Genomic DNA, 25,651 nt, shown 5'->3' on the forward strand with positions numbered 1-25,651 from the left:
GAAATTGATGTTTATAAGAAAAGAGGATTTTACGATATGACAATATGGGTGTTCTACTTATTGCTCGGTTTGATTCAAGGGTTCACTGAGCCGATTCCAATCTCATCGAGCGGTCACTTGGTCATTTTTCAGGAATTATTCAAGATTGAACTGCCAGGACTGTCGTTCGAGATTTTCGTCAACTTCGCATCGCTTCTCGCCGTCTTGACGATTTATCGGAAAGACGTCGTCCGTCTCATCGTCAGTCTGTGGACGTTCTTGTTTAAAAAAGATCGCCGCGACGAGACGATGATTGATGTCAAGTTTATCGGGCTCTTGCTCGTTGCGACCGTACCTGCCGGTGTGCTCGGTGTCTTGTTCGGTGATTGGATCGGAGAGACGCTCGGTGGTGTCGCGACGGTCGGCTATACGCTCATCTTGACCGGGCTCGCGCTCTGGTTCATCCGCAACATGCGCGGGAACAAAGGTGACGGCGGCATCACACTCCGTGACGCCATCTTGATCGGTCTTGCCCAAGCGGTCGCGCTCATCCCGGGGATCAGCCGCTCCGGTGCGACGATCGTCATGGCGATGCTCCTCGGCATCAAGCAAGAGTCGGCCCTCCGTTTCTCGTTCTTCTTGTTCATCCCGGTCAGTCTCGGGACGATGATTTTAGATGGACCGGCACTGTTCACGAATCCGGAAACGCGCGAGCTGTTCGGACCGCTCCTCTTGGCGTTCATCGCCTCGTACGCGCTCACGGCCATCTCGCTCAAATGGTTCCAGCACATCATGGCAAAAGGCGAGCTCAAATATTTCTCGTTCTATTGCTGGATTGTCGGTCTCCTCGTCGTCTTATTTTTAGCTTGATTCCAAAAGGCGCTGCTCACACGAGTAGCGCCTTTTGCACATTTCATTTTGCCATCCACTTATTTTTGCGCTAAAGTGTAAACGTACAAACAAATATTCCTTCGGGGTCGGGTGAAAGTCCCAACCGGCGGTGATGGGCGCGAGCCTTAAGTCCGTGACCCGGGCGCACGTGTGCGAACGGTGGATCTAGTGCGATTCTAGAGCCGACAGTATAGTCTGGATGGGAGAAGGAAACATGACAGGTCCACGCGACCTGTAGTTCGTCGTACGTTTTTCTGTAAAGAAAACGTTTATTTGGCTTGCCCAAGTGACGACCGACACCTCCCACCGAGACCTTGAGGATCATTCCTTGAGGTCTTTTTGTTTGTGCGAAACAAGGAGGGAGATTATGAATCAGTACATGCAACAAGCCATCCAATTGGCCAAATCCGCCTCATCGACCGGCATCAATCCGCGCGTCGGCGCCGTCGTCGTCAAGGACGGCCGGGTCGTCGGGTTCGGCGCCCATTTGAAGGCAGGGGAAGCACATGCCGAGGTGCACGCCATCCGTATGGCCGGTGCTGCCGCCTACGGTGCGACGATGTACGTCACGCTCGAACCGTGCTCGCATCACGGGAAGACACCGCCGTGTGCCGATTTGCTTGTTGAGTCCGGCATCAAACGTGCCGTCATCGCGATGGAAGACCCGAATCCGCTCGTTTCAGGACGCGGCATCAAGCGTTTGAAAACGGCCGGGATTGACGTCGAGGTCGGGTTGCTCGAAGGCGAAGCGCGGGCGCTCAATGTGGCGTTCTTGCGTTCGCTCGAGACGAAACGGCCTTACGTCATCTTGAAGACGGCGACGAGCCTCGATGGTAAAGTCGCGCTCGATCACGGGGACAGCAAGTGGGTGACGGGGCCGGAAGCGAGACGGGACGTCCATGAACTGCGGTCGACGGTCGACGCCGTCTTGACCGGTGTCGGAACCGTCCTCGCCGATGATCCGGCGCTCACCGTCCGGCTCGACCGCGAGACGACACAACCACTCCGGATCGTGCTCGACCGTGAGTTGCGCACGCCGCTCTCGAGCCAGCTCGTCCGGACAGCGAACGATGTACCGGTGCTTCTGTACACGACGTCGGACGACCGAGCGAAGCGGGACGCGTTGGCAGCAAATGGCGTCGATGTCGCCGACTACACGTCGCTCGACGCTGTCCTACAAGACGTCTACGCACGCGGCATCGGCCGTCTGCTCGTCGAAGCGGGACCGACGCTCGTCACTTCACTCTTAGACGGACAGTTCGTCGATGAGTGGGTCATGTATCAGTCGCCACGCGTATTCGGCGGCAAGGGCGGATTCTACCGCTCGCATCATGACGGTCCACTCGATGCGGTCCATCGGTATGACGTGCAATCGGTCGAGACGGTCGGCACCGACATCAAACTCATCATGCGAAAGGGGGAGTCCGATGTTCACGGGAATCGTTGAAGAAATCGGCAGTGTGAAAGCAGTAAAACGAAATGGTCTGTCGCTCCGGCTCACGCTCAGCGGAAAAATCGTGCTAGAAGACGTGAAGCTCGGTGACAGCATCTCCGTCAACGGCATCTGTCTCACGGTGACGACGTTCGACCGTGACAGCTTCTCGGTCGACGTCATGCCGGAGACGCTCAAGGCGTCGAGTCTTGACAGGGTCCGCCCCGGCACGAACGTCAACTTGGAGCGGGCCATGCCCGCGAACGGACGGTTCGGCGGCCATTTCGTCTCGGGTCACGTCGACGGCGTCGGGCGCATCGTCAAAAAACGGTCGCTCGCGAACGCCGTCTATGTCGATATCAGCTGTGAGCCATCGCTCCTTCGTTATATCGTCCCGAAAGGTTCGATTTCGGTCGACGGGACGAGCTTGACGGTGTTTGATGTGACGGAACGCGGATTCACGTTGTCGCTCATCCCGCATACGTACAGTGAGACGGTGCTCGGGATGAAGCAGGCAGGAGACGCGGTCAATTTGGAATGTGACATGTTGGCTAAATATATGGAAAAACTCGTAAGTCAAAAACCGATGACGCTTGAATCATTGGCGTCACAAGGATATGGAAAGGCGGGATGGTAATGTTCCACACGATTGAAGAAGCGGTCGAAGATCTGTTGACGGGACGACCGATCATCGTCGTCGACGATGAGGACCGGGAGAACGAAGGAGACTTCGTCGTCCTCGCGGACAAAATGACGGCTGAGACGATGAACTTCCTCATCACGGAAGGGAAAGGGCTCGTCTGTGCCGCCCTTGCCGAAGAAGTGGCCGTCCGGCTCGACTTGCAGCCGATGGTCGCGAACAGCACCGATCCGCACGGGACGGCGTTCACGGTCAGCGTCGATCACGTCGATTCGACGACGGGCATCTCGGCGAGCGAACGGGCCCATACGGTGCGCGAGCTCGCGAACATCAACGCCCGTCCGGCCGATTTCCAACGTCCGGGACATATCTTCCCGCTCATCGCGAAAAAAGGTGGCGTCTCGGTCCGGCGCGGACATACGGAAGCGTCGGTCGATTTGGCGCGACTCGCCGGCAGTGAGCCGGTCGCTGTCATCTGTGAGATCATCCGTCCGGACGGTGAGATGGCCCGGGTGCCGGACCTTGAACGCGTCGCAGAAGCGCATGATTTAAAGTTCATCACGATCGAGGCGCTCGTCCGCTATATGGAGACGGACCTCGTCAGCCGAGAGGCGGACGTATCGCTCCCCTCGGTGAACGGGGACTTCCGATTGATCGGCTATCGGAACGTCCTCGACCGGGAAGAACACGTCGCACTCCTGAAAGGTGAGCTCGAACATGCACCGCTCGTCCGCATCCATTCCGAGTGCCTGACCGGCGACGTGTTCGGGTCCCATCGTTGCGACTGCGGGCCGCAACTTAATACCGCGATGGCGAAAGTGGAAGCCGAAGGCGGTGTCATCTTGTACATGCGACAAGAAGGGCGCGGCATCGGTCTCCTCAACAAGTTAAAGGCGTACGAACTCCAAGAACAAGGGCTGGATACGGTCGAGGCGAACGTCGCCCTCGGTCTGCACGCCGATTTACGCGATTACCGAGTCAGTGCGGCGATGCTACGGGACCTCGGCGTCACGAACGTCCGGCTCATGACGAATAACCCGGAAAAAGTCGACGCCTTGGAAGCATGCGGGATCACGGTCATCGAACGTGTCCCGATACACGTCGGTGCCCATGCGGCGAACGAGAAGTACCGAATGACGAAACAACAAAAAATGAATCACTTTGGAGGAGAAGAATCATGATGCATACATTTGAAGGAAACTTGGTCGGAAAAGGCTTGAAAGTCGGAATCGTCGTCGGACGGTTCAATGATCTCATCACGATGCGCTTGCTCGACGGAGCGAAAGATGCGCTCAAGCGTCACGGTGTCGAACAAGACGACGTCGAGCTCGCGTTCGTCCCGGGAGCGTTCGAACTTCCGCTCGTCGCCAAGAAGATGGCGATGAGCAAGAAGTATGATGCCGTCATCACACTCGGTGCCGTCATCCGTGGGGCGACACCACACTTCGACTACGTCTGTAGCGAAGCGGCGAAAGGTGTCGCCCAGGCGAGTTACCAGTCAGAAGTACCGGTCATCTTCGGCGTCTTGACGACCGAGACGATCGAGCAAGCGATCGAGCGGGCCGGGACGAAAGCCGGGAACAAAGGTTGGGAAGCGGCGACGGCGGCCATCGAGATGGCGAATTTGATGAAGCAATTTTAAAAAAAGAGCGACTATCGCTTCTCAGGTTGTTGAAGGACCAAATCGCATATCGCAATTTGGTTCTTCTTTTTTATGTGTGTGAAGGGATTGAGGAGCTCTGTCCGACATTAACATAAAGAAATGCTATGGAGACGGTCGTGTCAGGATGATCGATGGACGTGCCCGCCATCGAACGTGAAGCGAAATCCGTGAAGTTTGTTTTTAGTTATTTATACCTAGTGAAAAATAGTTAAAAAGACTCAAAAATCCTATTGAATAACCGATACTTATATATATATGAGAATGATGGAGGGATTTGGATGAGGCACGTCATTACGGCACTGGAAAATGAGTTACGGAAGCAAGAAGAATTGCATCATTTGGTGTCTTTGTTACTCAATCGTTTTTTAACTACATCGTTGGACGATTTCTCGGAGCGGGTGAATCATTCTTTGGAAGAACTAGGACGTTACTTTCAAGCGGATCGGGTGTATGTATTTGATTATGATTTCGAAAAGAAACTTTGTCACAATACATTTGAATGGTGTGCACCAGGTGTCTCGTCCGAGTTGGATAATTTACAGAACGTCCCATTAGGTGCGCTTCCTGAATGGGTAAATACCCATATAAAAGGCGAATCGATGTACATTCCTCGAGTCCAAGCATTACCCGTTGAAAGTGGGATCCGGCAAATTCTCGAGCCTCAACAGGTTCAAAGTCTTCTCGCCGTTCCGATGATGAGCGGGAATCACTGTCATGGTTTCGTTGGATTCGATTCAGTCATGCAAGAACGGACGTATTCGAAACATGAGCAAAACGTACTAAAAGATTTTAGTAATGCACTTCTCGGGGCAGTCGAACGTCACCGGGTTGAAGCGCAACGTGAAATGATTCACCAGCAATTGATTGTCGCGAAGCAAGAAGCGGAACGGGCCAACATTGCCAAAAGTGAATTTCTCTCCAATATGAGCCATGAAATTCGGACCCCGTTAAATGTGATTCTTGGATTTTCCCATTTACTCAAACAAGAAGGATTAGATCAAAAAAATAAACGACGTGTCGAAGACATTCTCCAAAATGGCGAACATTTACTGATGCTCATTAATGAAATTTTAGATATGTCAAAAATCGAATCGGGATATGTACAGATCGTGAAACAAAACATCTCACTTCCTGTCATGATCGAGGATCTGTATCGTATGTTCGAAATGATGGCGTATCAAAAAGGTATCGAGCTATTGGTTGAAGTCGACCAATGTGTTCCAAATCAGATCGGGAGTGACCCGACGAAAGTGAAACAAATCTTAATCAATCTCATTCATAATGCGTTGAAGTTTACGGACCGAGGAAGGATCCGAATCAAGGTCTCGGTTTCCGCCAGTCAACTTTGTTTCATCATCACAGATACCGGTCGGGGAATCGAAGGGCAAGAACTGGAGCTACTGTTCGAACCGTTTTATCAAAAAAAGTATACCGACCAACAGCAGGGCACCGGTTTAGGGCTTCCAATCAGCAAGCAATACGCTACATTGCTTGGAGGCGATCTTCAAGTGGAGAGTAGCGTTGGACACGGTAGTCGGTTTACATTCACTCTCCCGCTCGAACAGAATGAGAGAGTGGAGACCGTCAATTCAGAGTCGGAGACATGGACGGACGTTCGATTTTCAAACATGCACGTCCTAGTCGTCGAGGATACGCCAGCCCAACAAGATATTTTACAAGAACTACTCGAAGCGGTTGGCTGCAAAGTCAGTTTGACTTCTTTAGGCAACGTTGCGCTCGAAAAAGTTCGAACAGAGCACTACGATATGATCTTATTGGACGTTCGGTTGCCTGATCTAGATGGAATCGAAGTAGCTACTCGACTCAAATCGCATGTTAATTGTCCACCAATCATTATCATATCGGCCAACGCGTTCGACGAAGATCGCCAAAAAGCCTTTGTGTCAGGCGCAAGTGCGTTCATTTCGAAGCCATTTCATCCAAACCAATTGTTCGAGGTCATGCATCGGCACCGAAATACCATCATCGTGGATTCACAAGCGATGTTGTCCGACGTGTACACAGCCATTCAAGAAGGGGATGTGGAAACGATTGAACACTTGGTGAGCGATTACCGGATGGAGACACCTCATTTACAACCGATATGGGAAGCGATTGATCAATTTGATTACGAGCTCGCAAATCGTCTGCTTCATCAAGCGTTAAGGGGGGAAGCTGATGTGTGAAGCCAAAAAACGAATCGTGTTTGTAGTCGATGACACACCGGCCAATTTACGGCTGTTATACGACATTTTACATCAGGCCGATTACCACGTACGTGTTTACCCGAACGGTAAATTGATGTTACAGGCGATGGAACGAGTGCAACCCGACTTGATTTTATTGGACATCATGATGCCTGATATGAACGGATATGAAGTCTGTGAGATTCTTCGGAGACGATATAATCCAAATATCCCTGTCATCTTTCTAAGTGCGCTGACCGAGTCGTATGATAAAGTGCGTGCTTTTGAAGTGGGAGGGCAAGATTACATTACGAAACCGATTCACCCAGAAGAAGTATTGCTACGTCTGAACGCTCAATTAAAACATGTGAATGAACGCGAACGATTCTCGTACAATCTAGAAGAAAAAGACAAACAGTTACACGAGTATCAGGAGGGGCTAGTCAAGACGTTACTCCGCTTATCTGGTTTGCGCGATAACGATACCGGTAATCATATTGAAAGAGTACAAGCGCTCGCGACAAGTTTGGCGGAGCTTCTTTTAACGGAATCGAGTGCACAAGTTAATCCAATGTTCGTCGAAGCGATTCGTCTGGCAGCACCGCTACATGACATTGGAAAGATTTCCGTCCCGGATTCAATCTTGTTAAAACAAGGTAGGCTTACTGAAGAGGAATGGCAACTCATGAAAGAACATGTTCGAGCCGGGGGCGAAGTGCTTGGAGAGCTCCATCGGCAATTTCCGGAAAATTCCTTTACCCAGATGGCGATGGACATCGCGCTCTATCATCACGAGAGATGGGATGGGCAAGGTTATGTCCATGGTCTATCTGAAGAAGCAATTCCGCTTGCGGCGCGAATTGTAAGCATCGTCGATGTATATGATGCGTTACGAACTATGCGGCCATATAAACCCGCTTATTCACATGTAGAGACATTGAAAATCATGGGTCAAATGGAAGGTGCGTTCGATCCTCACTTGTTCAATCTGTTTTTAAATCACGATCTGCTTTTCTCCACTGTGTTTGATTCCATTTACGAGGCGGGGCAGGTAGAGCGTAACGCTCAGACCCCGTTTACCATTTGATTGGGGCAAGAAGCGCGACGGCTTCGTCCTTCATAGATCCCCTATTCCAGACAAAAACCCGACTCATATGAGCCGGGCTGATAGATTAGAACGTCTCAGACGTCGTTTTCGCTTGCATGTGGAGCTGGAGGTAATCCGGTCCACCTGCTTTTGAGTCTGTACCAGACATGTTAAATCCACCGAATGGCTGATAACCGACGATGGCGCCAGTGCAACCACGATTGAAATACAAGTTCCCGACGTGGAAGTTCTGACGCGCGTACTCTTGGTTCGAGCGGTCACGCGTGAGGACGGCACCCGTCAAGCCGTACTCCGTGTTGTTGGCGATGTCGATCGCTTCTTTGAAGTCTTTCGATTTCGTGAAGGCGACGATCGGTCCAAAGATTTCTTCTTGCATGAGACGTGCTTTCGGGTCGACGTCAGCGACGACCGTCGGCTCGATGAAGTAGCCTGTCGAGTCGTCAGCTTTACCGCCGGCGACGATTTTGCCTTCTTCTTTGGCGACGTCGAAGTATGACGTGATTTTCTTGAACGCGGCCGCATCGATGACCGGACCCATGAAGTGTTCGTTCTGCTCAGTGTTACCGACCGAGAGTTCGTTCGTCAATTCGACGACGCGGTCGAGCACCGTGTCATAGACGCTGTCGACGATGACGGCGCGCGAACAAGCCGAACATTTTTGACCTGAGAAACCGAACGCCGATTTGACGATCGACTGGGCCGCGAGTTCGAGGTCCGCTGATTCGTCGACGACGATCGTATCTTTTCCGCCCATCTCTGCGATGACGCGTTTGAGCCAGATTTGGCCGTCGTTCAATTTCGAGGCACGCTCGTTGATGCGCAAGCCGACGTCACGTGAACCCGTGAAGCTGATAAAGCGTGTCTTCGGATGGTCGACGAGATAGTCACCGACTTCTGCGCCTGGCCCTGGGATGAAGTTGAGGACACCTTTCGGAAGACCTGCTTCTTCCATGACCTCGACGAATTTCGCAGCGACGATCGGTGTCGTCGATGCTGGTTTCAAGAGAATCGTGTTACCAGCGACGATGGCCGCAACGGCCGTCCCTGCCATGATCGCGAACGGGAAGTTCCAAGGGCTGATGACGATCCCGACCCCGAGTGGGATGTAGTCATAGCGGTTATATTCGCCCGGACGGCTCTCGACTTTTTTACCTGGTTTGAGCTCGAGCATTTGACGTGCATAATATTCCATGAAGTCAATCGCTTCCGCTGTATCCGCGTCCGCCTCGTTCCAAGGTTTGCCTGCCTCTTTGACGAGGTAAGCTGAGAACTCGTGCTTGCGCTTACGGACGATGTTCGCCGCTTTGAACAAGACGTCGGCACGGACGGCCGGGTCGACATGACGCCATGAGTCGAACGCTGTGAGCGCTTCTTGCATCGCCCGTTCCGCGAGCTCTTGGTTCGCTTTCGAGACGTGTCCGATGACTTCTTCTTTGTTAGCTGGGTTGTAAGACGTGATTTTGTCTTCCGTCGTCACTTTCTCCCCACCGATTACGAGCGGATAGTCTTTCCCGAGCTCCCCGTTCACTTTCTCGATTGCCGCTTGGATGGCTGCGGCATTCTCTTTGTTTGTAAAGTCTGTGAATGGTTCATGTTTGTATGGAATCATTCTCGTTCCCCCTTAAAAAGTGATCAAGCAGTTAAGCGCTTACGTCTGTATTGTATCGAAAATCTTCGTGAAATCCTAGTGAAACAATTTTCCAGAAAAGCGTGTCGTTTTCGCTCGAAATCGAGTCGTGGTAGGATGAATGTACAGGACGACTTACGAAGGGAATGATTCGATGAAACAGTGGATATTGCCGCTCGCCCTCACCGCCCTGCTTGCGGGATGCGGGACGGCGGACGAAGCGCCGATGGAACAGGCCGCCGAAGAGACGAAAGCGCCGCTCCCGGAAGCGGTCGAGACGTTGTATACGTCATACCAACAAGCACTCGAAACCGGGGATGCGGAAGCGCTCAAAGCCATCGACTATGCGGGCGAGTTGACCGACATCCCGGCAACCGGAGCCGAGATGCGTGACCTCACGCCGGGCGACATGTACGAGAGCTGGGTGAACGAGGACGGAGATGTCGCCTTTATCGTCCACGAGATGGAGGATGCGGATGGCAATGAACTGCCGAACCGGCTTTCGAAAGTCGCCATCAAAGACGGTGTGGACTGGAAGCTCGTCGTCACACCGGCCCTCATCCCGGCCGACGTGATCGGCGAGGTCGGCAACATGTTGACGGGCATCGAGGCGAACGAGTACGGGGTGAACCCAGAAGCGAACGCCCGTCTCGCCGATGTGCCGGAAGACGAGGCCGGTCCGATTTATGACCAAGTGAACGCCCAGACCGACTACGTCGCGCTCGAGGCCGACAATAACGTCTTCTTGCTCATGGCGGAGACGCTCACCGTGCCGGAGAATCAAGACACGATGGCCGAGTACTTCGAGGCGTACCGGACGTGGTATACCGATAATGAGGCGGCACTTAAAAAGGCCGCCGCAACGGAAGACCCGGTCGAGTATCTCGAGGTGCTCGAACCGCTCAAGAAAAAGCTTGAACAAGCGATCGACGGCTATGACGAGAACCTCGTCGACCCGTCGTTCGGATAAGGGGGAAACGATATGTTAGCACCGACATTCACATTACCGAACCAAAATGGGGACATGATTTCACTCGAGGACTATCGTGGTCAGAAAGTCGTCCTCTACTTTTACCCGAAGGACGCGACGCCGGGCTGTACGACCGAGGCATGTGACTTCCGCGACGCCGCGCCGAAGATGAACGGGGCCGTCGTCATCGGCATCTCGGCAGACAGCCAGAAGAAGCACCAAAACTTTATCGCCAAACATGAGTTGCCGTTCGACTTGCTCGTCGACGACACGCATGAGGTGTCGGAGCTATACGGCGTCTGGCAATTGAAGAAGAACTACGGCAAAGAGTACTACGGCATCGTCCGTTCGACGTTCCTCATCAACGAGGACGGCTATATCGAACAGGAATGGCGCAGCGTGAAAGTGAACGGGCACGTCGACGAGGTCGTCGCGGCGCTCACAAAATGAGACAGGACGGCTTCCTCATGGGAGCCGTTTTTTTTATGGGATGGTCATTACAGTTTTATTTCAAATACTAAAATCAAAATTAAGGTCGTACAAAGCGTTAAAGAGATATATTACAAAAATATTACACGGTAACAGAGGAAATAGATGCCCCGTCACCTTGACGAATTTGAGAATGTTCTGAAAAATATGAAGGAATGGTGAAGAACAGAAATACATAGGGGGCAGAGTAGCATAGAAAAGTTTGAAGCGGCCCTGACGAGTCTATCGAATCTCGTCTGGGGCCCACATCTATTGATTTTATTGATTGGGACAGGTGTTTATTTGACGTTCCGGCTCGGATTTATCCAAGTGACCCGGCTCGGATTCGGGTTGAAGGAAGCGTTTCTCCCGAAACCGAAGACGGGAGCGGAAGCGGAGAAACAGAAAAAGCAACGCGGGGACATCTCGCACTTTCAGGCGCTCATGACGGCGCTCGCGGCCACGGTCGGGACCGGGAACATGGTCGGGGTCGCAACGGCGGTCGTCCTCGGTGGTCCGGGGGCTATCGTCTGGATGTGGCTCTCTGGTTTTATCGGGATGGCGACGAAGTACGCCGAGGCGATTCTTGCCGTCAAATATCGTGTCGTCGATGAGCGGGGCGAGATTGCCGGCGGACCGATGTATTACTTGGAGCACGGCTTGAAGAAGAAGTGGCTCGGGATGACGTTCGCCTTGTTCGCTGCGATCGCTGCGTTCGGCATCGGCAACGGTGTCCAGACGAACTCGATCAGTCTCGCCTTGAATACGTCGTTCGGGGTACCGATGCTCGTGACGGGCATCGTGCTCATGGTGCTAACAGGATTCGTCATCCTCGGCGGTGTCAAATCGATTGGGAAAGTCGTCGGCGTATTCGTGCCGGTCATGATTTTCGCGTACGTCGGAGGCGGTCTCGTCATTCTCGTCACGAATTACGAGTTGATCCCATCGGCGTTCGCGACCATCTTCTCGAGCACGTTCAGTGCGGAGGCCATCGGCGGCGGGGCGCTCGGTGCAGCCATCCGTTATGGGGTCGCGCGCGGCGTGTTCTCGAACGAGGCGGGTCTTGGCTCGGCACCAATCGCAGCGGCTGCGGCGAAGACCGATTTCCCGGGACGGCAAGCACTCGTCTCGATGACGCAAGTATTGATTGATACGCTCATCGTCTGTTCGATCACCGGATTGACGATCGTCATGAGCGGTCAATATACGGGCGGGCTCCAAGGTATCGAGTTGACGCAAGCATCGTTCGCGTACTTCCTCGGGCCGATCGGAGAACTGATCGTCACGATCTCGCTCGTCTTCTTTGCCTTCTCGACGGTGATCGGCTGGTGTTATTACGGGGAACGGTCGGTCCATTACTTGCTCGGCGAACAGTCGATTGTCCCGTATCGTGTCGTCTATATCCTCGTCGCCGGACTCGGCGCGATGACGACGAATTTGAATTTGATTTGGTCCATCTCGGACGTCTTCAACGGGCTGATGGCGATCCCGAACTTGATTGGTCTCTTATTCTTGTCGGGTGTCGTCGTCGCCGAGACGAAGCGTTTCGAATTGGAACGGAAAAAAGAACTGCGGCAAGCGGCTTAACCAAAAGGAAGCATCCTCAAGCGAGGACGCTTCCTTTTGCCGATTCATACATGTTTTACGGCTCATCCTTTTTGGCGCCTCCGCTTTCCTAGGGGCGAGCAGGGAGCCGCATCGCTTAACGCTGCTGGGTCTCCCTTCGCTCGCTGGTCCCTCAGGAGTCTTCGGCGCCGTCGGATGAGCCACGCAAACGGTCGTTTTCGGGCGGCCGTTTGTCATGTTCTGAGGCGTCGAGAGACCGTGTTCCAATCATGACTGAAATGCTCACACCTAGACTGAAAAAAGATGCACCGACTCGCTTTTCGCGAATCGATGCATCAACCGTTTACACTTTAAATTGCCCAATCAACTCGTTCAATTCATCCATTTTCTGTTGGGAGGCTTCGGTAACGCGGTTCAACTCGCTGAAGCGGTCGACGGACATGGTCACTTTTTCGGCGATTTCTTGTGTGCCAAGCGCACCGTTGTTGACCGTGACGGCGACGTCCTGGATGACTCCGATCATGTTCGACGTCAACTGTTCGAGCTCGACAGCGGCGACGGCGAATTCCGAGGCGGTCGTCTCGAAGCGGCCGGCGTCCTCGCTGTAGCGTTCGGCCGCCTCTTCGAGTTGGTCGTAATCTTTCAACACGTTCGTATCGAGAAAGCCGAGCATCTCGCTCGACGTGTCGTTCAAATGGTCGACGGAGTGGAGTACGGTCGTCGAGATGGCTTGAATGCGTTCGACGGTCGTCCGGCTCGTCTCCGCCAGTTTCCGAATCTCATCGGCCACGACGGCGAACCCGCGTCCCGCTTCACCAGCCCGAGCGGCTTCAATTGAGGCGTTCAACGACAAAAGGTTCGTCTGGGCGGCGATGTCTAAAATATCGTTCGTGAGCGTGGCGATTTCTCGGACGGCTTTGGCGTCTTGCATCGCTTTCTCCAAGTTGACACGTGTCGACGACAGGACACTGAGTGCGGACGCTTTCGCCTCGACGGCATGGTCACGCAGCGCGACGGCGCGGGCGTCGACTTGTGCGGCCTCGGCTTTACGCTCGGCGGCCATCGTCACGATGTTGTGGAGCGTCCGTTCCATGTCAGATGCCGACGCGTTCATCTCTTGGGCACTCGCGGCCGTCTGTTGCATGCCGGCCGTCAAATCTTCCGTCGTCGCGGCGGTCGTCGTCATATACGTATCAAGCGCTTTCAATTCGTCGTACATATGAGCGGACTGTTCGGTCACTCCGCGTGATACGCCGTTCACTTGAAGAATCAATTGACGGAGGTTGGCCAGGAATTGGTTGAAGTCACGGGCGAGTCCTGAGAACTCATCGCGTCGCTTCACAGGGATGGCCGTGGTCAAATCGCCTTGGCTTGTGGCGAGCTCGCGCATCTTCAGTTTGAACTCGTTCAATGGCTCGAAGATGGCGCGGAAGATGAACACCATCATGAGCACGGTGAACACGACGGCAGCGGCCATGATGATCAGAAGCGTGAGTTGGACTTGCTCGGATAACGCCTCACCGGATTCGGTGTCAGATCGAATCTCATCACGGTTCAAGTTGACGAGCAGACCGAGCGTATTGGACAAAGCATCGGCACTCGGCGTCGCCGTATCGCGGATATAGGCGTCGGCAACGGCCGCTTCTTCTTCATTTGAGATGCGGATCAATTCATCGATATTCGCCCGAAACGATGTCCATTGGGCCGTCGCTTGATCGAATAGCTCCTGGCCGGTCTCGTTAATGATAGTCGACTCATACCCGCTCATCTGTTGTTCTAAAATCGTGATGCCCGTCTCAATTTTTGTTTCGACGTTTTGCTTCGTCACTTCGTCTTCGACGAGGGCATGACGCATCATCTGTTGACGAATCTCAAGCAGCTGTTTGTCGACTTGATGAATTTGATCCATCCCGGGAACCCATGAGACGTTCATATCTTTCTGAGCGGCCTTGGATGCGTTCAACGCATAGAACGAGTAGCCGCTCACCCCGAGCAACAACACGAGCAATACGGTGAAGGCGACGATCAATTTGTTACGGATTGACATAGGAATCCTCCTCGGAAAATAATGCTTCTTCCTAAGCATAATGAGATTGGGGGATGGACCGAATAGCCATTTTCGGAAACAAGTCAATATTACGAGCGTATTTCCTAATTTTTCAAAAAAGGGTTCACAAATGACGAGATGGGATTTTCTTTTTTGTCTTATGAAAAAGTGGTATGATAATGGACGATGTATTGAAAACTGTTGGAGGTGGAACCTTTGGCTCGAATCACAGAAGCTGAAGTTCGGCACGTCGCCGGACTCGCCCGACTTGCGATCACAGAAGATGAAGTGACGCACTTCACGGAGCAATTGACAAAAATCCTCGAGTTCGCCGAGCAACTCGATGAACTCGATACGACGGGCGTCATCCCGACGACCCATGCCCTAGATTTGAAAAACGTACTACGCAAAGACGAGGTTCGTCCTTCACTTCCACGCGAGGAAGTCGAACGGATGGCACCTGATTGGGAGAACGGCCAAGTCCGTGTCCCAGCGGTCTTTGAATAAGGAGGCCCTTCATGAGTTTATTTGATCACGGTGTAGCCAAGCTGCATACGCTTATAAAAGAAGGCGAAGTCACGGTATCGGACCTCGTCAAAGAATCATTTGACCGCATCGAGGCGACCGACGAGAAAATCGGTGCCTTCTTGACGCTCAACGAAGACGCGTTCGAACAGGCGAAACGGATGGACGAGCTCGCCAAGACATCGGACAACCCGCTCTTCGGTTTGCCGATCGGCGTCAAAGACAACATCGTCACGAAAGGGACACGCACGACGTGTGCCTCGAAGTTCCTCGAGAACTTTGTCCCGGCCCATGACGCGACGGTCGTCGAGCGTCTCCATGACGCCGGTGCCGTCACGATCGGGAAACTCAACATGGACGAGTTCGCGATGGGTTCGTCGAACGAGAACTCGGCATTCAAAGTCGTCCGTAACCCGTGGGACACAGACCGTGTGCCAGGCGGTTCGTCAGGCGGTTCAGCGGCAACGGTCGCGGCCGGGCAAGTACTGTTCAGCCTCGGCTCGGATACGGGTGGCTCGATTCGTCAACCGGCGGCCTATTGTGGCGTCGTCGGGATGAAACCGACGTACGGTCTCGTCTCACGTTACGGCCTCGTCGCCTTCGCCTCGTCGCTCGACCAAATCGGTCCGCTCACACGTACGGTCGAAGATAACGCCTACTTGTTGAACGCGCTCGCCGGTCATTGCGACATGGACTCGACGTCAGCGACGGTCGACCTTCCGGACTACACGAAATCGCTTCACGGCGACATCAAAGGCATGAAACTCGCGCTTCCACAAGAGTTCATGAGTGAAGGCGTGTCAGACGGTGTCCGCAAACAGATTGAAGAAGCGATCGAGACACTCAAGTCGCTCGGTGCGACGGTCGAGACCGTCTCGCTCCCGACGGTGAAATACGCGCTCCCGACGTACTACTTGCTCGCGTCATCGGAAGCGTCTTCGAACCTCGCCCGATTTGACGGCATCCGTTACGGACGCCGTGCCGAGGCCGATGCGCTCGAAGAAGTGTTCACGTACTCGCGCGAACAAGGTTTCGGGGAAGAAGTGAAACGCCGCATCATGCTTGGGACGTATGCACTCAGCTCGGGTTATTACGATGCGTTCTATAAGAAATCGCAACAGGTCCGCACGCTCATGAAGCAAGACTTCGCGAACGTGTTCGCCGACTACGATGCGATTATCGGACCGACTGCGCCGACGGTCGCGTTCAAACTCGGTGACCAGCTCGAAGATCCGCTCACGATGTATGCCAACGATATCATGACGATACCGGTCAACTTGGCGGGCATCCCGGCCATCTCGGTCCCAGCCGGCTTGTCAGAAGGCCTCCCGGTCGGTTTACAAATCATCGGGAACCATTTCAGTGAACCAACACTCTACCGCGTGGCCCATGCTTTTGAACAAGCAAACGGCGGTTTCAAGATGCCACAGCTCTAAGGAGGACGTACGATGAACTTTGAAACGATCATCGGGATCGAGGTGCATGCCGAGCTGAGCACGAAGTCGAAGATTTGGTGTGGCTGCTCGCGCACATACGGTGCCGAAACGAATACACAGACGTGTCCGATTTGTCTCGGACACCCGGGCGTCTTGCCTAAATTGAACGAAGAGGCGGTCAATCTCGCCATCAAGGCCGCGATGGCACTCAACTGCGAAATCGCGACCGACACGAAGTTCGACCGCAAGAATTACTTCTATCCGGATACACCGAAAGCGTACCAAATCTCGCAGTTCGACCAGCCGATCGGTTTCAACGGTCACGTCGATGTCGAAGTCGACGGTGAGATGAAGCGGTTCCGCATCGAACGCGTCCATCTCGAGGAAGATGCCGGGAAGATGAACCACACGGGCGATAAACATTCGGTCGTCGACTTCAACCGGACCGGGTCACCGCTCATCGAGATCGTCAGTGAGGCCGATATGCGTTCACCAAAAGACGCCGTCGCTTACCTTGAGCGTTTGAAAGAAGTGCTCTCATTCGCGGGCGTCTCGGACGTCAAGATGGAAGAAGGGTCGCTTCGTTGCGACTGTAACATCTCGGTCCGTCCGTTCGGTCAAGAGCCGTTCGGCACGAAGACGGAGCTCAAAAACTTGAACTCGTTCTCGAACGTCTTGAAGGCGCTCGAGTATGAGGAAGAGCGTCACCGCAAACTCCTCATCACGGGCGGCGTCATGCGTCAAGAGACGCTCCGTTTTGATGAGGCGGCGAAGAAGACGATCCTCATGCGTGTCAAAGAAGGAGCGGCCGATTACCGCTACTTCCCAGAGCCGGACCTCGTCCGTCTCGAAATCGATGAGGAATGGAAAGAACGCATCCGCGCCACGCTTCCGGAACTTCCGGTCGCACGTCGTGAACGTTATATGAACAACTACGGCCTGTCGGCTTATGACGCCAAGGCGCTCACGTCGACGCGGGAGTTCTCGGACTTCTTCGAAGCGACGACGGCGGCCGGTGCCGAACCGAAAGCGGCCGCGAACTGGCTCATGGGCGAAGTGCTCGGTCACTTGAACAAGTCGGACGATACGATCGAGACGATGAAATTGACGCCGAGCTCGCTCGCGGAGTTGATTCGTTTGATTGGAGAAGGTACAATTTCTTCGAAGATCGCCAAACGTGTGTTCACAGCCATGATCGAAGAAGGCGCCGAGCCGAAGGCGTACGTCGAAGCGAACGGTCTCGCCCAAATCTCGGACGAGAACTTGCTCCGGGGCTACATCCTCAACTTGTTCGAAGCGCATCCGCAGATGATTGAAGACTTTAAGAACGGGAAAGACCGTGCCAAAGGCTTTATCATCGGGCAGATCATGAAGCAGACGAAAGGGATGGCGAACCCGGCACTCCTCGATGGCTTGTTCCACGAAGAGATCGCCAAACGTTAAACAAGCGGCGAGGCACTTGTGTCTCGCTTTTCGCTCGACTTGAGCATGGGGAGAGAATAGTATGCAACGAAAACGCGCACGGGTCATCTATAACCCGACATCTGGAAAAGAAGTGATCAAACGGGAACTCCCGTACATTTTGAACCGCCTCGAGGATGCGGGTTATGAGACGTCGACGTACGCGACGAAAGCGATCGGCGACGCGACGCTCGAGGCCGTCCGGGCCGCCGAGGCCGACTTTGACTTGATTATCGCGGCCGGTGGGGACGGGACGCTGAACGAGGTCATCTCAGGACTCGCCCCGCTCGAAACGCGTCCGACGATCGGGCTCATCCCGGTCGGAACGACGAACGACTTCGCCCGGGCGATGCGAATTCCGCTGAGCGTCGTCGGTGCCCTCGACGTCATCTGTGACGGCTTCGAGATGCCGGTCGACCTCGGTGAGATTGAAGGGGAGAAAGGCGACATCCACTACTTCATCAATATCGCCGGGGGCGGCATCATGACGGAGCTGTCGTACGAGGTCCCATCGAAACTGAAGACGGCGCTCGGCCAGCTCGCCTATTACGTCAAAGGAATGGAGAAATTGCCGCTCATTAAGCCGACGTATATCGAACTCGAGCACGACGAGGGCACGTTCAGCGGCGAGGTGATGATCTTCCTCACGTCGAACACGAACTCGGTCGGCGGTTTTGAGAAGATTTCACCGCACGCCTCGCTAAATGACGGACTATTCGACTTGTTCATCTTGCGCAAGTGCAACTTGTTCGAGTTCATCCACGTCGTCCGCTTGTTGCTCCGTGGCGAGCATTTGTCGAGCCCGCTCGTCGAGCACGTCAAGACGGGGCGCGTCAAGATGAAGACGACGACCGAACGTATGAGTCTCAACATCGACGGCGAGTACGGTGGCGAATGCACAGGTGAGATGCGGAACTTGTTCCGCCACTTGACGGTGCTCGCGCCGAACGCACGCATCCGTGAGATGGAAGACTTGAACGCCCAGTATGAACGCGAACAGATGATCAAACAGCTGTTCAACGTCTCAAATGAGAAAGCAGAATGAGTCGGCTCGGCGTGGCGCACACGCCGGGCTTTTCGTTCGCTTGGAACGGGTATGAAGAACTAATACTATTTTTTGAATCGGGAAAGGAGAGACTCATGTTACCAGTCCAAAAGAATGACCGTCTCGACGTCCATATCCACGACCTCACGCACGAAGGAGCAGGCGTGGCACGCGTCGACGGGTACACGTTGTTCGTCCCGAACGCGCTCCCGGGGGAGACCGTGGAAATCGTCGTGACGAAGACGAACAAACAGTACGGATTCGCCCGCTTGATCGATGTGAAAGAAGCGAGCGCGGACCGCGTCGAGCCACCGTGCCCGATTTTCTATCAGTGTGGGGGCTGTCAGCTCCAACACTTCAGCTACGACGGCCAGCTCCGTCAAAAACGGGACCGTGTCGTCGATGCGCTGAAGCGACTTGGCCAATTCGATGTGCCCGTCCACGAGACGATCGGCATGCCGGAACCATGGCGTTACCGCAACAAGGCGCAAGTGCCGTTCAAAGACGAGGCCGGTCGCCTCGTCGCCGGTTTCTATCGTCCACGTTCGCACGACATCGTCGAGATGAAGAAATGTCTCATCCAAGACGAGCGCAACGATGAGGCCGTCCAAGTCGTCCGTGACGTGCTCGCGGCGCACGGTGTGCCGGCGTATGATGAGTTGACCGGGCGCGGTGTCATTCGCCACGTCATGGCCCGTTACGGCTACCATTCGGGTGAATTGATGATCGTCCTCATCACGAAGACGACGAAAATCAAAGGCGTGAACGAGATTGTCGCCGACATCTTGAAACGTCTCCCGGACGTGACGTCGATTATGCAAAACGTCAACCCGGACAAGACGAACGTCATCTTAGGGGCGACGAACAAACTGCTCTACGGGCATGAGACAATCGAGGACAAGATCGGTGGATTGACGTTCACGATCTCCCCGCACTCGTTCTTCCAAGTCAACCCGGTCCAGACGGAGAAGCTATACGGCAAGGCGCTCGAATACGCGCAACTCACCGGAACGGAACAAGTCGTCGACGCCTATTGCGGCATCGGGACGATCAGTCTTTTCCTTGCCCGGAAAGCGGCACACGTATACGGCGTCGAAGTCGTACCGGAAGCGATTGAGGATGCGAAACAGAACGCGCTCGTCAATGAAATCGACAACGTGACGTACGCATGCGGCGCAGCGGAAGATGTGTTGCCGCAGTGGAAGAAGAATGGCATCAATCCGGACGTCATCGTCGTCGACCCGCCGCGTAAAGGCTGTGCCGAGTCGTTCCTCGAGACGATGGTCGAAATGAGTCCGAAGCGGATTGTCTACGTGTCGTGTAACGTCGCGACGCAGGCGCGCGATATGCGTTATCTCGCAGACCGTGGCTACAAATTAGTCGAAGTGACCCCAGTCGACATGTTCCCGCATACGGCACATGTGGAGACGGTGGCGTGGATGGAGAAAATTGAAGAGTAAGTGAAGCAATCGAAGGATAGACGCTGAGTCGAGCGTCTATCCTTTTTTGTATAGGCTTCACCTATGACGAAAAAGTGCATAGGTCAATCTCGGATTTCTTGTAGACTGTCTCTAGTGAGTGAAATCGATTTGAACGGGAGTGCAGAACATGGGCAATCAGCGATGGATGAGACGGATGTGCAGTAACGGATTGAAACTATTCAAACGAGAAGCTTTAAAAGAAAATATTCAAGTGTTCACCTTGGAAGAAACGAAGCCAGATCAAAAGTACAATCCATTACCAGCACGAGAAATAAAAACAAGAAGCTACAGGGGTATCGGTTGGAGAATATCATATGACAATCCTGAAGGAATCATCGAGGGTTTTTCCAAGCTTCATATTAAGACGGAATATAGATTGGCTGCTTATCAATATCAAGAAGTAGATAACGGAAATGGCATCGTATGGGCAATTCCAATCCATAATAGTTTACCGGAACCGGACGAATGTAGCCGGTTAAACAATCAATTTCTCTCACCTCCTAAACCAAGTTTCGCTTGTGACGAATTCAAGGAGGCGATTGATGGAGACTATACTCCTTTGTCTTACTTACAGGCGGCGATTGCTTATCATAAGCTTAAAGAGTTTGGTGCGATGTGGCATGGGATTAGTTGGGGAGAGGATCGACTGTTAACGTCTTTAGACTCATCTGAATGGGATTGGGTAATAGGGGAAATAATTCCGAAATTGATACAACCACATTTTTATTATGACAAAAAGAAAAGACCGGTCATTGTATTTCATACGATGAACTCGATTGGAACTCTCACGCTTAATCGTTATGAACATACATTTGAGTCTCAAGGTTATAGATTGACGTGCAAAAAAACTGTTTTGGCGACAGATCAAGATGGAGGAGATCTGATTTTCTAGTAAATAAAAAATATAAAAAGAATCATTTTTATGGTCATATTTTATGATTTTACGAAAGTTATATTTAGTTGAAATTATTATTTTAATCGGGGGTATAAACTATGAGGAAAATACGAGGTATTCTAGTGTCAGCTGTATTGATTACTACTTTAGCAGGGTGTGGTGAGGGAGCAAATGACCATAAGGGTGAAGCGAAGACGCCTTCAGCATCAAGCGCTCAAGAGGGTAGGAACTACAAAGAAGTAGTCGATGAATTCAAGAAAAAAGGATTTACAAACGTCAAAACAGAAAAAGTCGAAGATTTGATTACAGGTTGGATTACAGAGGATGGCGAAGTCGAGGAAGTAGCTGTCGGAGGCGACGTCGAGTATGAGCCGAACACATGGATGGCTGAAGATACTGAAATTGTGATTACTTATCATACGTTCAAAGAAGAGGAGACTGAAAAAGCGACGGAAAAACCCGAAAAGACAGATACAGAAGACGAGTCTAGCAACCAAACGGATAAAGATGCAGAAGAAAAGAAAGAGCCTGAAGTATTGACTGTAGATAATAGTCCAGACTTGAAACAGGTGCTGAGTGTGAGCTTTGAATCGGATCCTTTGATTGCAGCGTTCGCTAATGAATATGAAGGGCGCACGATTGAATTCGATGCGCACACAGCCTACGTCAATAAGCACGATAACTATGATACCCGATTTGATTATTTAATTTTAGTCGGGGATGACACTCAAGATGAACCGCCCGGTCCTAATTTCCAACTGCGAGATGTAAATTATTATGATTTGAACTTAGAAGGCGACAATATTCCGGATTCGTTTGGGAGCGGCCTTCATATCCGCATTACTGCCGTAGTAGACCAGTATGAAGAAGCTTCAAATCTATTCCTCATCAATCCCGTATCTATCAAAATGAGATAAGCGTACACACGAAATAATCAAGAAGTAAACCGATGGAATCGAGAACGAATAGATTTAAAATGATTATTGCATTCAATGAATCACGTATTTCATTTTCCAATAAAAATCGATGAATTGGAGTGATTGGAATGAAGTTAGAAACTGTAACAGCCTATGGATCATTCGTGAAGCGAAATGGTCATATTTTTCGGACATCTGCTTATTTGCAATGGGGGGATTCTACGGATTCTTTAGGCGCTTGTTTATTATTAAACCCGGGTTCAGCAAGACTAATTGAGGGGTTGGATAGAGAACTTGATTCACAAGGCTTAGCAGAAGGAGAAATCAAAATGGATCCGACGATGGAAAGTCAACTCGTCAAAATTGTAGAGAGGATTCATCAGCAAAACGGACAATTATCGGGACGGTTCTATATTTATAATTTGTTCAATTTACGAGAAGGGAAAAGTGAAAAGGCAATAAACGATTTCGAAACGCTTTGTGGCTCTAATCTCTATAATATTGAGGATTCTTTAGCATCAGTCGAAGAATTGAAACAGCATCCTTGGATTCTATTAGGATGGGGAGTAAACAAGAAACAAAGATGGATTCATCTTCAGACAAGTAAAGAAAGATGGTTACATCGATTATCACAAGCTCAGATCCCTATCATTGGAAAACTAAAAGTAGAAAATGGCGAATACTATCATCCACTTCCACGGCTAGTAAAAAATCGAGCTGGATATATTGAAGATATCTTAAAGCAATATCAACAACAGAACGGATGAACTTGAGCGAAGAATCCCAGACATCTAATAAAGGAGAAAGTGAAAATGAAATCGGAATGGGAGAAAATCTTATCATTAAGCGGAGAAGGGGGTAGAATCTGTTTGGCAGGACGAAGATTGGAGACAAATGCGTGGGAGTTTGTCTTAGTGTCTGATGAGTCTACGTTGGTTGATACAATTCAAGATGAAAAGTTAGAATCGATTCGTCGCTCGCACGTCGTCAGTCATTGGTCTGAAGCTCTCCAACTGCTAGGTAGATATTGGATGCGTCTTAGTCCAAAGTATGTTCATCCTGAATTTACAGAACGATTTTTAACGGAGATAGAAAATTCAGATGCAAAGAATATGTTGCATAGATGGAAACGAGTGTGTTCAAAGTCACCGAATCAAAGGTAATGTTGAGTAATATTCAATCACACCTTTCGAAGGAGGAAACTCGGTTTGAAATCATTGAATGAGTTAATTCGAGCGTACACATCGACCATCAAACAAGGAGACGTACCGCTTGCTTATCGAAGCATTCTTGAGTTCATGGGACGGTTGAGATCTCGCTTCATGAAGAGCGGATACGAGGTGAGTGGTCTCTACCCGGGCTATATGGATATGTCGTATATCGCTGTGAACACATCATATTTAAAGGAGCACGGACTGAAAATCGCCGTCGTCTATCTACATGCGACCGGGCAGTTTGAAGTATGGCTGTCCGCTCGCAATCGAGTGTTAACGGAACAGTACGCGACCACGTTTCAAGCACTGTCGGGTTTTCATGATAATCAAAACCGAGATGCCATCATCGAGCGGACGTTAACGTCGGCACCGAATTTTGATGAGCCGGAACAGTTGGCTGAATTGATTGAACGGGAAGTCGAACAGTTCATTCAAGATGTGGAAGCAACACTTGAGGGAGGGCGCTGATGGATTGGATGGCCGAAGTAGAAATGAGACTGAAGCGAGGCAATCAACTTCTATTTGCGAAAGACAGTGCGCTTCTAACCGATTTGAATGCGTTGATTCAAGAGCAGAACCGGCGCACGCTGTCGTTATGGGCGTTCGAATTGGCCGATGCAACCGTTCAAACGCTATCTGAACGTTATCCGGATGAAACGAGACTGAAAACTGCGGTCCAACTGTCTAGAGAGTGGGCTGCGGGTAACGTGAAGATGCCCGTCGCAAAACAATCGATTTTGCAGGCCCATGCGGTGGCGAAAGAACTTGATTCACTTGAAGATCAGGCCTTGTGCCATGCCATCGGGCAAGCCTGTAGCGTCGTTCATACACGAGGACACGCGCTAGGGTTTCCGATCTATGAGTTGACCGCACTCGTTCGTCGTCACGGTGTGCGGGTGTGTCAACCAATCGTCGAAGCGCGCGTGAAGCACTATATGGAGCGGATTGAATATTGACGCGCGCGAACCGTTGAGTATGAGTGGGCCACGTTCATGATGAAAGACAACAGCACATCTCAAGGATGAACTCTTCAATCGTGGATGATTGGAGTTTTTTTTTGCTTCGTCATGACCAGAACGAGCGAGCAGGAAAGCGACGCTTTGAGGCTTGTAGTGTCAAGCCGCTCCGCTTGGCGATCTCCTCGACGACCTGGTCGACTGTAAGGTGATCGGTCTCGATTTTGTCATGTGTGATGTCGTGATGATAGGCGTGGAGGCAGCGGTCGATTTGTGCCTTGCCCCACGAATTGAACCATTCGAGGCGTTTATTCAATCGTCTTACGAGTGTCCGTTTATCGGCGTGGAGAATATAATGGTCGACCCGAATCGCGTCACGTTGCAGGACGCCGATGATTTCATCGTAGTAGAGCTGGTCCACGAGCGTCATCGGAACGATAATCACGCCATCGTATGAACGGGCAATCTTCGTCAGCATCTCGACGTTGAACGTCCGCCATTCCGGATGATGCTGGAAATCGGCCAGTCGCATGGATTTGGGCAGATTGTCACGAATGAAAAAGCCGACTTGTTCCGGGTCATACAAAAAGGCGTTCGGTAACCGTTGTTGCAATTGTTCGGCGGCTGTCGTTTTTCCTGATCCGAAAGCACCGTTTATCTAAATGATTCTAATATCCCTCAATTCTCAAACGTATTAATATATTATTCATTTAGTTAAAATGATAAATATTATGTATTGAATATAAAGCGACGAGTATATTTAAAATGGAAATAATATAGTTAACCAAAAATCACCTTTTCGCCCTGTGGCGTAAAGGTGATTTTTGGTTTCTTAAGAGACTAACTAAAAGGGAGAGGGAATGATGAGTTGAGTATCCTTTAAGGTGATAAGAAAAATATACAAGAGTGTTGTTTTTCTGTCCGCAGGTGTTGATATCTAGACAATAAGTTCTTGTAAAATGCAAAAGTATAAACGGTGATGTAATAAAAATAAAATATACTACTAAACCTTTGAATTTCGCTATTTTATAATGGACTGACAAAAAAATGAATTCATAAAACACTTAGAAAGCCGTAGGACATACGTAAGATATACTAAGATATTTATTTTTCTGAAAATTATATACTTTCTAATATTTGGATT

The 25,651-nt window shown here is 51.5% G+C and carries 23 protein-coding genes and 1 riboswitch; of the genes, 20 read left to right on the plus strand and 3 right to left on the minus strand.

The annotated features are described in order from the left end of the window. Positions 1-36 precede the first annotated feature (36 nt). The 7 genes from DPV68_RS11440 to DPV68_RS11470 all read left to right on the plus strand — a co-directional run bounded on the left by DPV68_RS11440 (position 37) and on the right by DPV68_RS11470 (position 7,878). Positions 37-849 (plus strand): undecaprenyl-diphosphate phosphatase, encoded by an 813-nt coding sequence (locus DPV68_RS11440; protein ID WP_114166938.1) that lies wholly within the window; start codon positions 37-39, stop codon positions 847-849. A 93-nt stretch (positions 850-942) separates the two neighbouring features. Continuing rightward, positions 943-1,085: riboswitch (FMN riboswitch) on the plus strand. A gap of 152 nt (positions 1,086-1,237) precedes the next feature. Then, positions 1,238-2,317 carry a bifunctional diaminohydroxyphosphoribosylaminopyrimidine deaminase/5-amino-6-(5-phosphoribosylamino)uracil reductase RibD gene (ribD, locus tag DPV68_RS11445; protein WP_114166939.1) on the plus strand — a complete coding sequence of 360 codons (1,080 nt, stop codon included), beginning with the start codon at positions 1,238-1,240 and terminating at the stop codon, positions 2,315-2,317. Next, positions 2,298-2,939 carry a riboflavin synthase gene (gene ribE, locus DPV68_RS11450; RefSeq protein ID WP_114166940.1) on the plus strand — a complete coding sequence of 214 codons (642 nt, stop codon included), beginning with the start codon at positions 2,298-2,300 and terminating at the stop codon, positions 2,937-2,939. Before ribD ends, ribE begins: the two co-directional genes overlap by 20 nt. Beyond that, on the plus strand, positions 2,939-4,123 hold the full coding sequence (gene ribB, locus DPV68_RS11455; RefSeq protein ID WP_114166941.1) for a 3,4-dihydroxy-2-butanone-4-phosphate synthase: 1,185 nt from the start codon (positions 2,939-2,941) through the stop codon (positions 4,121-4,123). The genes ribE and ribB overlap by 1 nt, the downstream gene beginning before the upstream one ends. After that, a complete protein-coding gene (gene ribH / locus DPV68_RS11460) occupies positions 4,120-4,584 on the plus strand; it encodes a 6,7-dimethyl-8-ribityllumazine synthase (RefSeq protein WP_114166942.1) in 465 nt (154 codons plus the stop codon). The genes ribB and ribH overlap by 4 nt, the downstream gene beginning before the upstream one ends. A 251-nt stretch (positions 4,585-4,835) precedes the next feature. Continuing rightward, the gene (locus DPV68_RS11465) at positions 4,836-6,791 is read left to right on the plus strand and encodes a GAF domain-containing hybrid sensor histidine kinase/response regulator (RefSeq protein ID WP_198662299.1); all 1,956 of its coding nucleotides are present in this window, start codon (positions 4,836-4,838) and stop codon (positions 6,789-6,791) included. Further along, positions 6,784-7,878, plus strand: a complete 1,095-nt coding sequence (locus DPV68_RS11470; protein ID WP_114166944.1) for an HD-GYP domain-containing protein — start codon at positions 6,784-6,786, stop codon at positions 7,876-7,878. The genes DPV68_RS11465 and DPV68_RS11470 overlap by 8 nt, the downstream gene beginning before the upstream one ends. 85 nt (positions 7,879-7,963) lie before the next feature. Here DPV68_RS11470 and pruA read toward each other — a convergent pair whose 3' ends face one another. Continuing rightward, complete coding sequence (gene pruA, locus DPV68_RS11475) at positions 7,964-9,508, minus strand: L-glutamate gamma-semialdehyde dehydrogenase (protein ID WP_114166945.1); 1,545 nt, start codon at positions 9,506-9,508, stop codon at positions 7,964-7,966. A gap of 172 nt (positions 9,509-9,680) precedes the next feature. Between pruA and DPV68_RS11480 the strand changes: the two genes are divergently transcribed. From DPV68_RS11480 to DPV68_RS11490, 3 genes are all read left to right on the plus strand, one after another. Then, on the plus strand, positions 9,681-10,496 hold the full coding sequence (locus DPV68_RS11480) for a nuclear transport factor 2 family protein (protein WP_114166946.1): 816 nt from the start codon (positions 9,681-9,683) through the stop codon (positions 10,494-10,496). Between the two features lie 12 nt (positions 10,497-10,508). Further along, positions 10,509-10,946: a thioredoxin-dependent thiol peroxidase gene (bcp, locus tag DPV68_RS11485; protein ID WP_114166947.1), complete on the plus strand. Its 438-nt coding sequence runs from the start codon at positions 10,509-10,511 to the stop codon at positions 10,944-10,946. A 231-nt stretch (positions 10,947-11,177) separates the two neighbouring features. Then, complete coding sequence (locus DPV68_RS11490; RefSeq protein WP_114166948.1) at positions 11,178-12,551, plus strand: alanine/glycine:cation symporter family protein; 1,374 nt, start codon at positions 11,178-11,180, stop codon at positions 12,549-12,551. A gap of 322 nt (positions 12,552-12,873) precedes the next feature. On the opposite strand, the gene DPV68_RS11495 is transcribed toward DPV68_RS11490, so the two are convergent. Beyond that, the gene (locus tag DPV68_RS11495; protein ID WP_114166949.1) at positions 12,874-14,577 is read right to left on the minus strand and encodes a methyl-accepting chemotaxis protein; all 1,704 of its coding nucleotides are present in this window, start codon (positions 14,575-14,577) and stop codon (positions 12,874-12,876) included. Between the two features lie 216 nt (positions 14,578-14,793). On the opposite strand from DPV68_RS11495, the gene gatC reads away from it, so the two are divergent. The 10 genes from gatC to DPV68_RS11550 all read left to right on the plus strand — a co-directional run bounded on the left by gatC (position 14,794) and on the right by DPV68_RS11550 (position 24,507). Further along, complete coding sequence (gene gatC / locus DPV68_RS11500; protein ID WP_021066487.1) at positions 14,794-15,084, plus strand: Asp-tRNA(Asn)/Glu-tRNA(Gln) amidotransferase subunit GatC; 291 nt, start codon at positions 14,794-14,796, stop codon at positions 15,082-15,084. Positions 15,085-15,095: 11 nt separating this feature from the next. After that, the gene (gene gatA / locus DPV68_RS11505; RefSeq protein ID WP_114166950.1) at positions 15,096-16,538 is read left to right on the plus strand and encodes an Asp-tRNA(Asn)/Glu-tRNA(Gln) amidotransferase subunit GatA; all 1,443 of its coding nucleotides are present in this window, start codon (positions 15,096-15,098) and stop codon (positions 16,536-16,538) included. 12 nt (positions 16,539-16,550) lie between these two features. Then, complete coding sequence (gene gatB / locus DPV68_RS11510; RefSeq protein WP_114166951.1) at positions 16,551-17,981, plus strand: Asp-tRNA(Asn)/Glu-tRNA(Gln) amidotransferase subunit GatB; 1,431 nt, start codon at positions 16,551-16,553, stop codon at positions 17,979-17,981. Positions 17,982-18,042: 61 nt separating this feature from the next. Continuing rightward, positions 18,043-19,044: a diacylglycerol kinase gene (locus DPV68_RS11515; protein WP_114166952.1), complete on the plus strand. Its 1,002-nt coding sequence runs from the start codon at positions 18,043-18,045 to the stop codon at positions 19,042-19,044. Positions 19,045-19,139: 95 nt separating this feature from the next. After that, positions 19,140-20,504 (plus strand): 23S rRNA (uracil(1939)-C(5))-methyltransferase RlmD, encoded by a 1,365-nt coding sequence (gene rlmD / locus DPV68_RS11520; protein ID WP_114166963.1) that lies wholly within the window; start codon positions 19,140-19,142, stop codon positions 20,502-20,504. Between the two features lie 148 nt (positions 20,505-20,652). Then, positions 20,653-21,417, plus strand: coding sequence for a hypothetical protein (locus DPV68_RS11525; RefSeq protein ID WP_232819621.1), 765 nt, complete (start codon positions 20,653-20,655; stop codon positions 21,415-21,417). A gap of 125 nt (positions 21,418-21,542) precedes the next feature. Then, a complete protein-coding gene (locus DPV68_RS11530) occupies positions 21,543-22,337 on the plus strand; it encodes a DUF4839 domain-containing protein (protein WP_157964173.1) in 795 nt (264 codons plus the stop codon). A gap of 128 nt (positions 22,338-22,465) precedes the next feature. Further along, a complete protein-coding gene (locus tag DPV68_RS11535; RefSeq protein WP_114166954.1) occupies positions 22,466-23,104 on the plus strand; it encodes a DUF1643 domain-containing protein in 639 nt (212 codons plus the stop codon). A 441-nt stretch (positions 23,105-23,545) separates the two neighbouring features. After that, complete coding sequence (locus DPV68_RS11545; RefSeq protein WP_114166956.1) at positions 23,546-24,019, plus strand: DUF7000 family protein; 474 nt, start codon at positions 23,546-23,548, stop codon at positions 24,017-24,019. After that, positions 24,019-24,507 (plus strand): putative immunity protein, encoded by a 489-nt coding sequence (locus DPV68_RS11550; RefSeq protein WP_114166957.1) that lies wholly within the window; start codon positions 24,019-24,021, stop codon positions 24,505-24,507. Before DPV68_RS11545 ends, DPV68_RS11550 begins: the two co-directional genes overlap by 1 nt. A 109-nt stretch (positions 24,508-24,616) precedes the next feature. Here DPV68_RS11550 and DPV68_RS11555 read toward each other — a convergent pair whose 3' ends face one another. Beyond that, the gene (locus tag DPV68_RS11555) at positions 24,617-25,165 is read right to left on the minus strand and encodes an AAA family ATPase (protein ID WP_255418324.1); all 549 of its coding nucleotides are present in this window, start codon (positions 25,163-25,165) and stop codon (positions 24,617-24,619) included. Positions 25,166-25,651 lie beyond the last annotated feature (486 nt).

The sequence above is a fragment of the Exiguobacterium sp. TNDT2 genome (genome assembly GCF_003331145.1).
GTDB lineage: Bacteria > Bacillota > Bacilli > Exiguobacteriales > Exiguobacteriaceae > Exiguobacterium.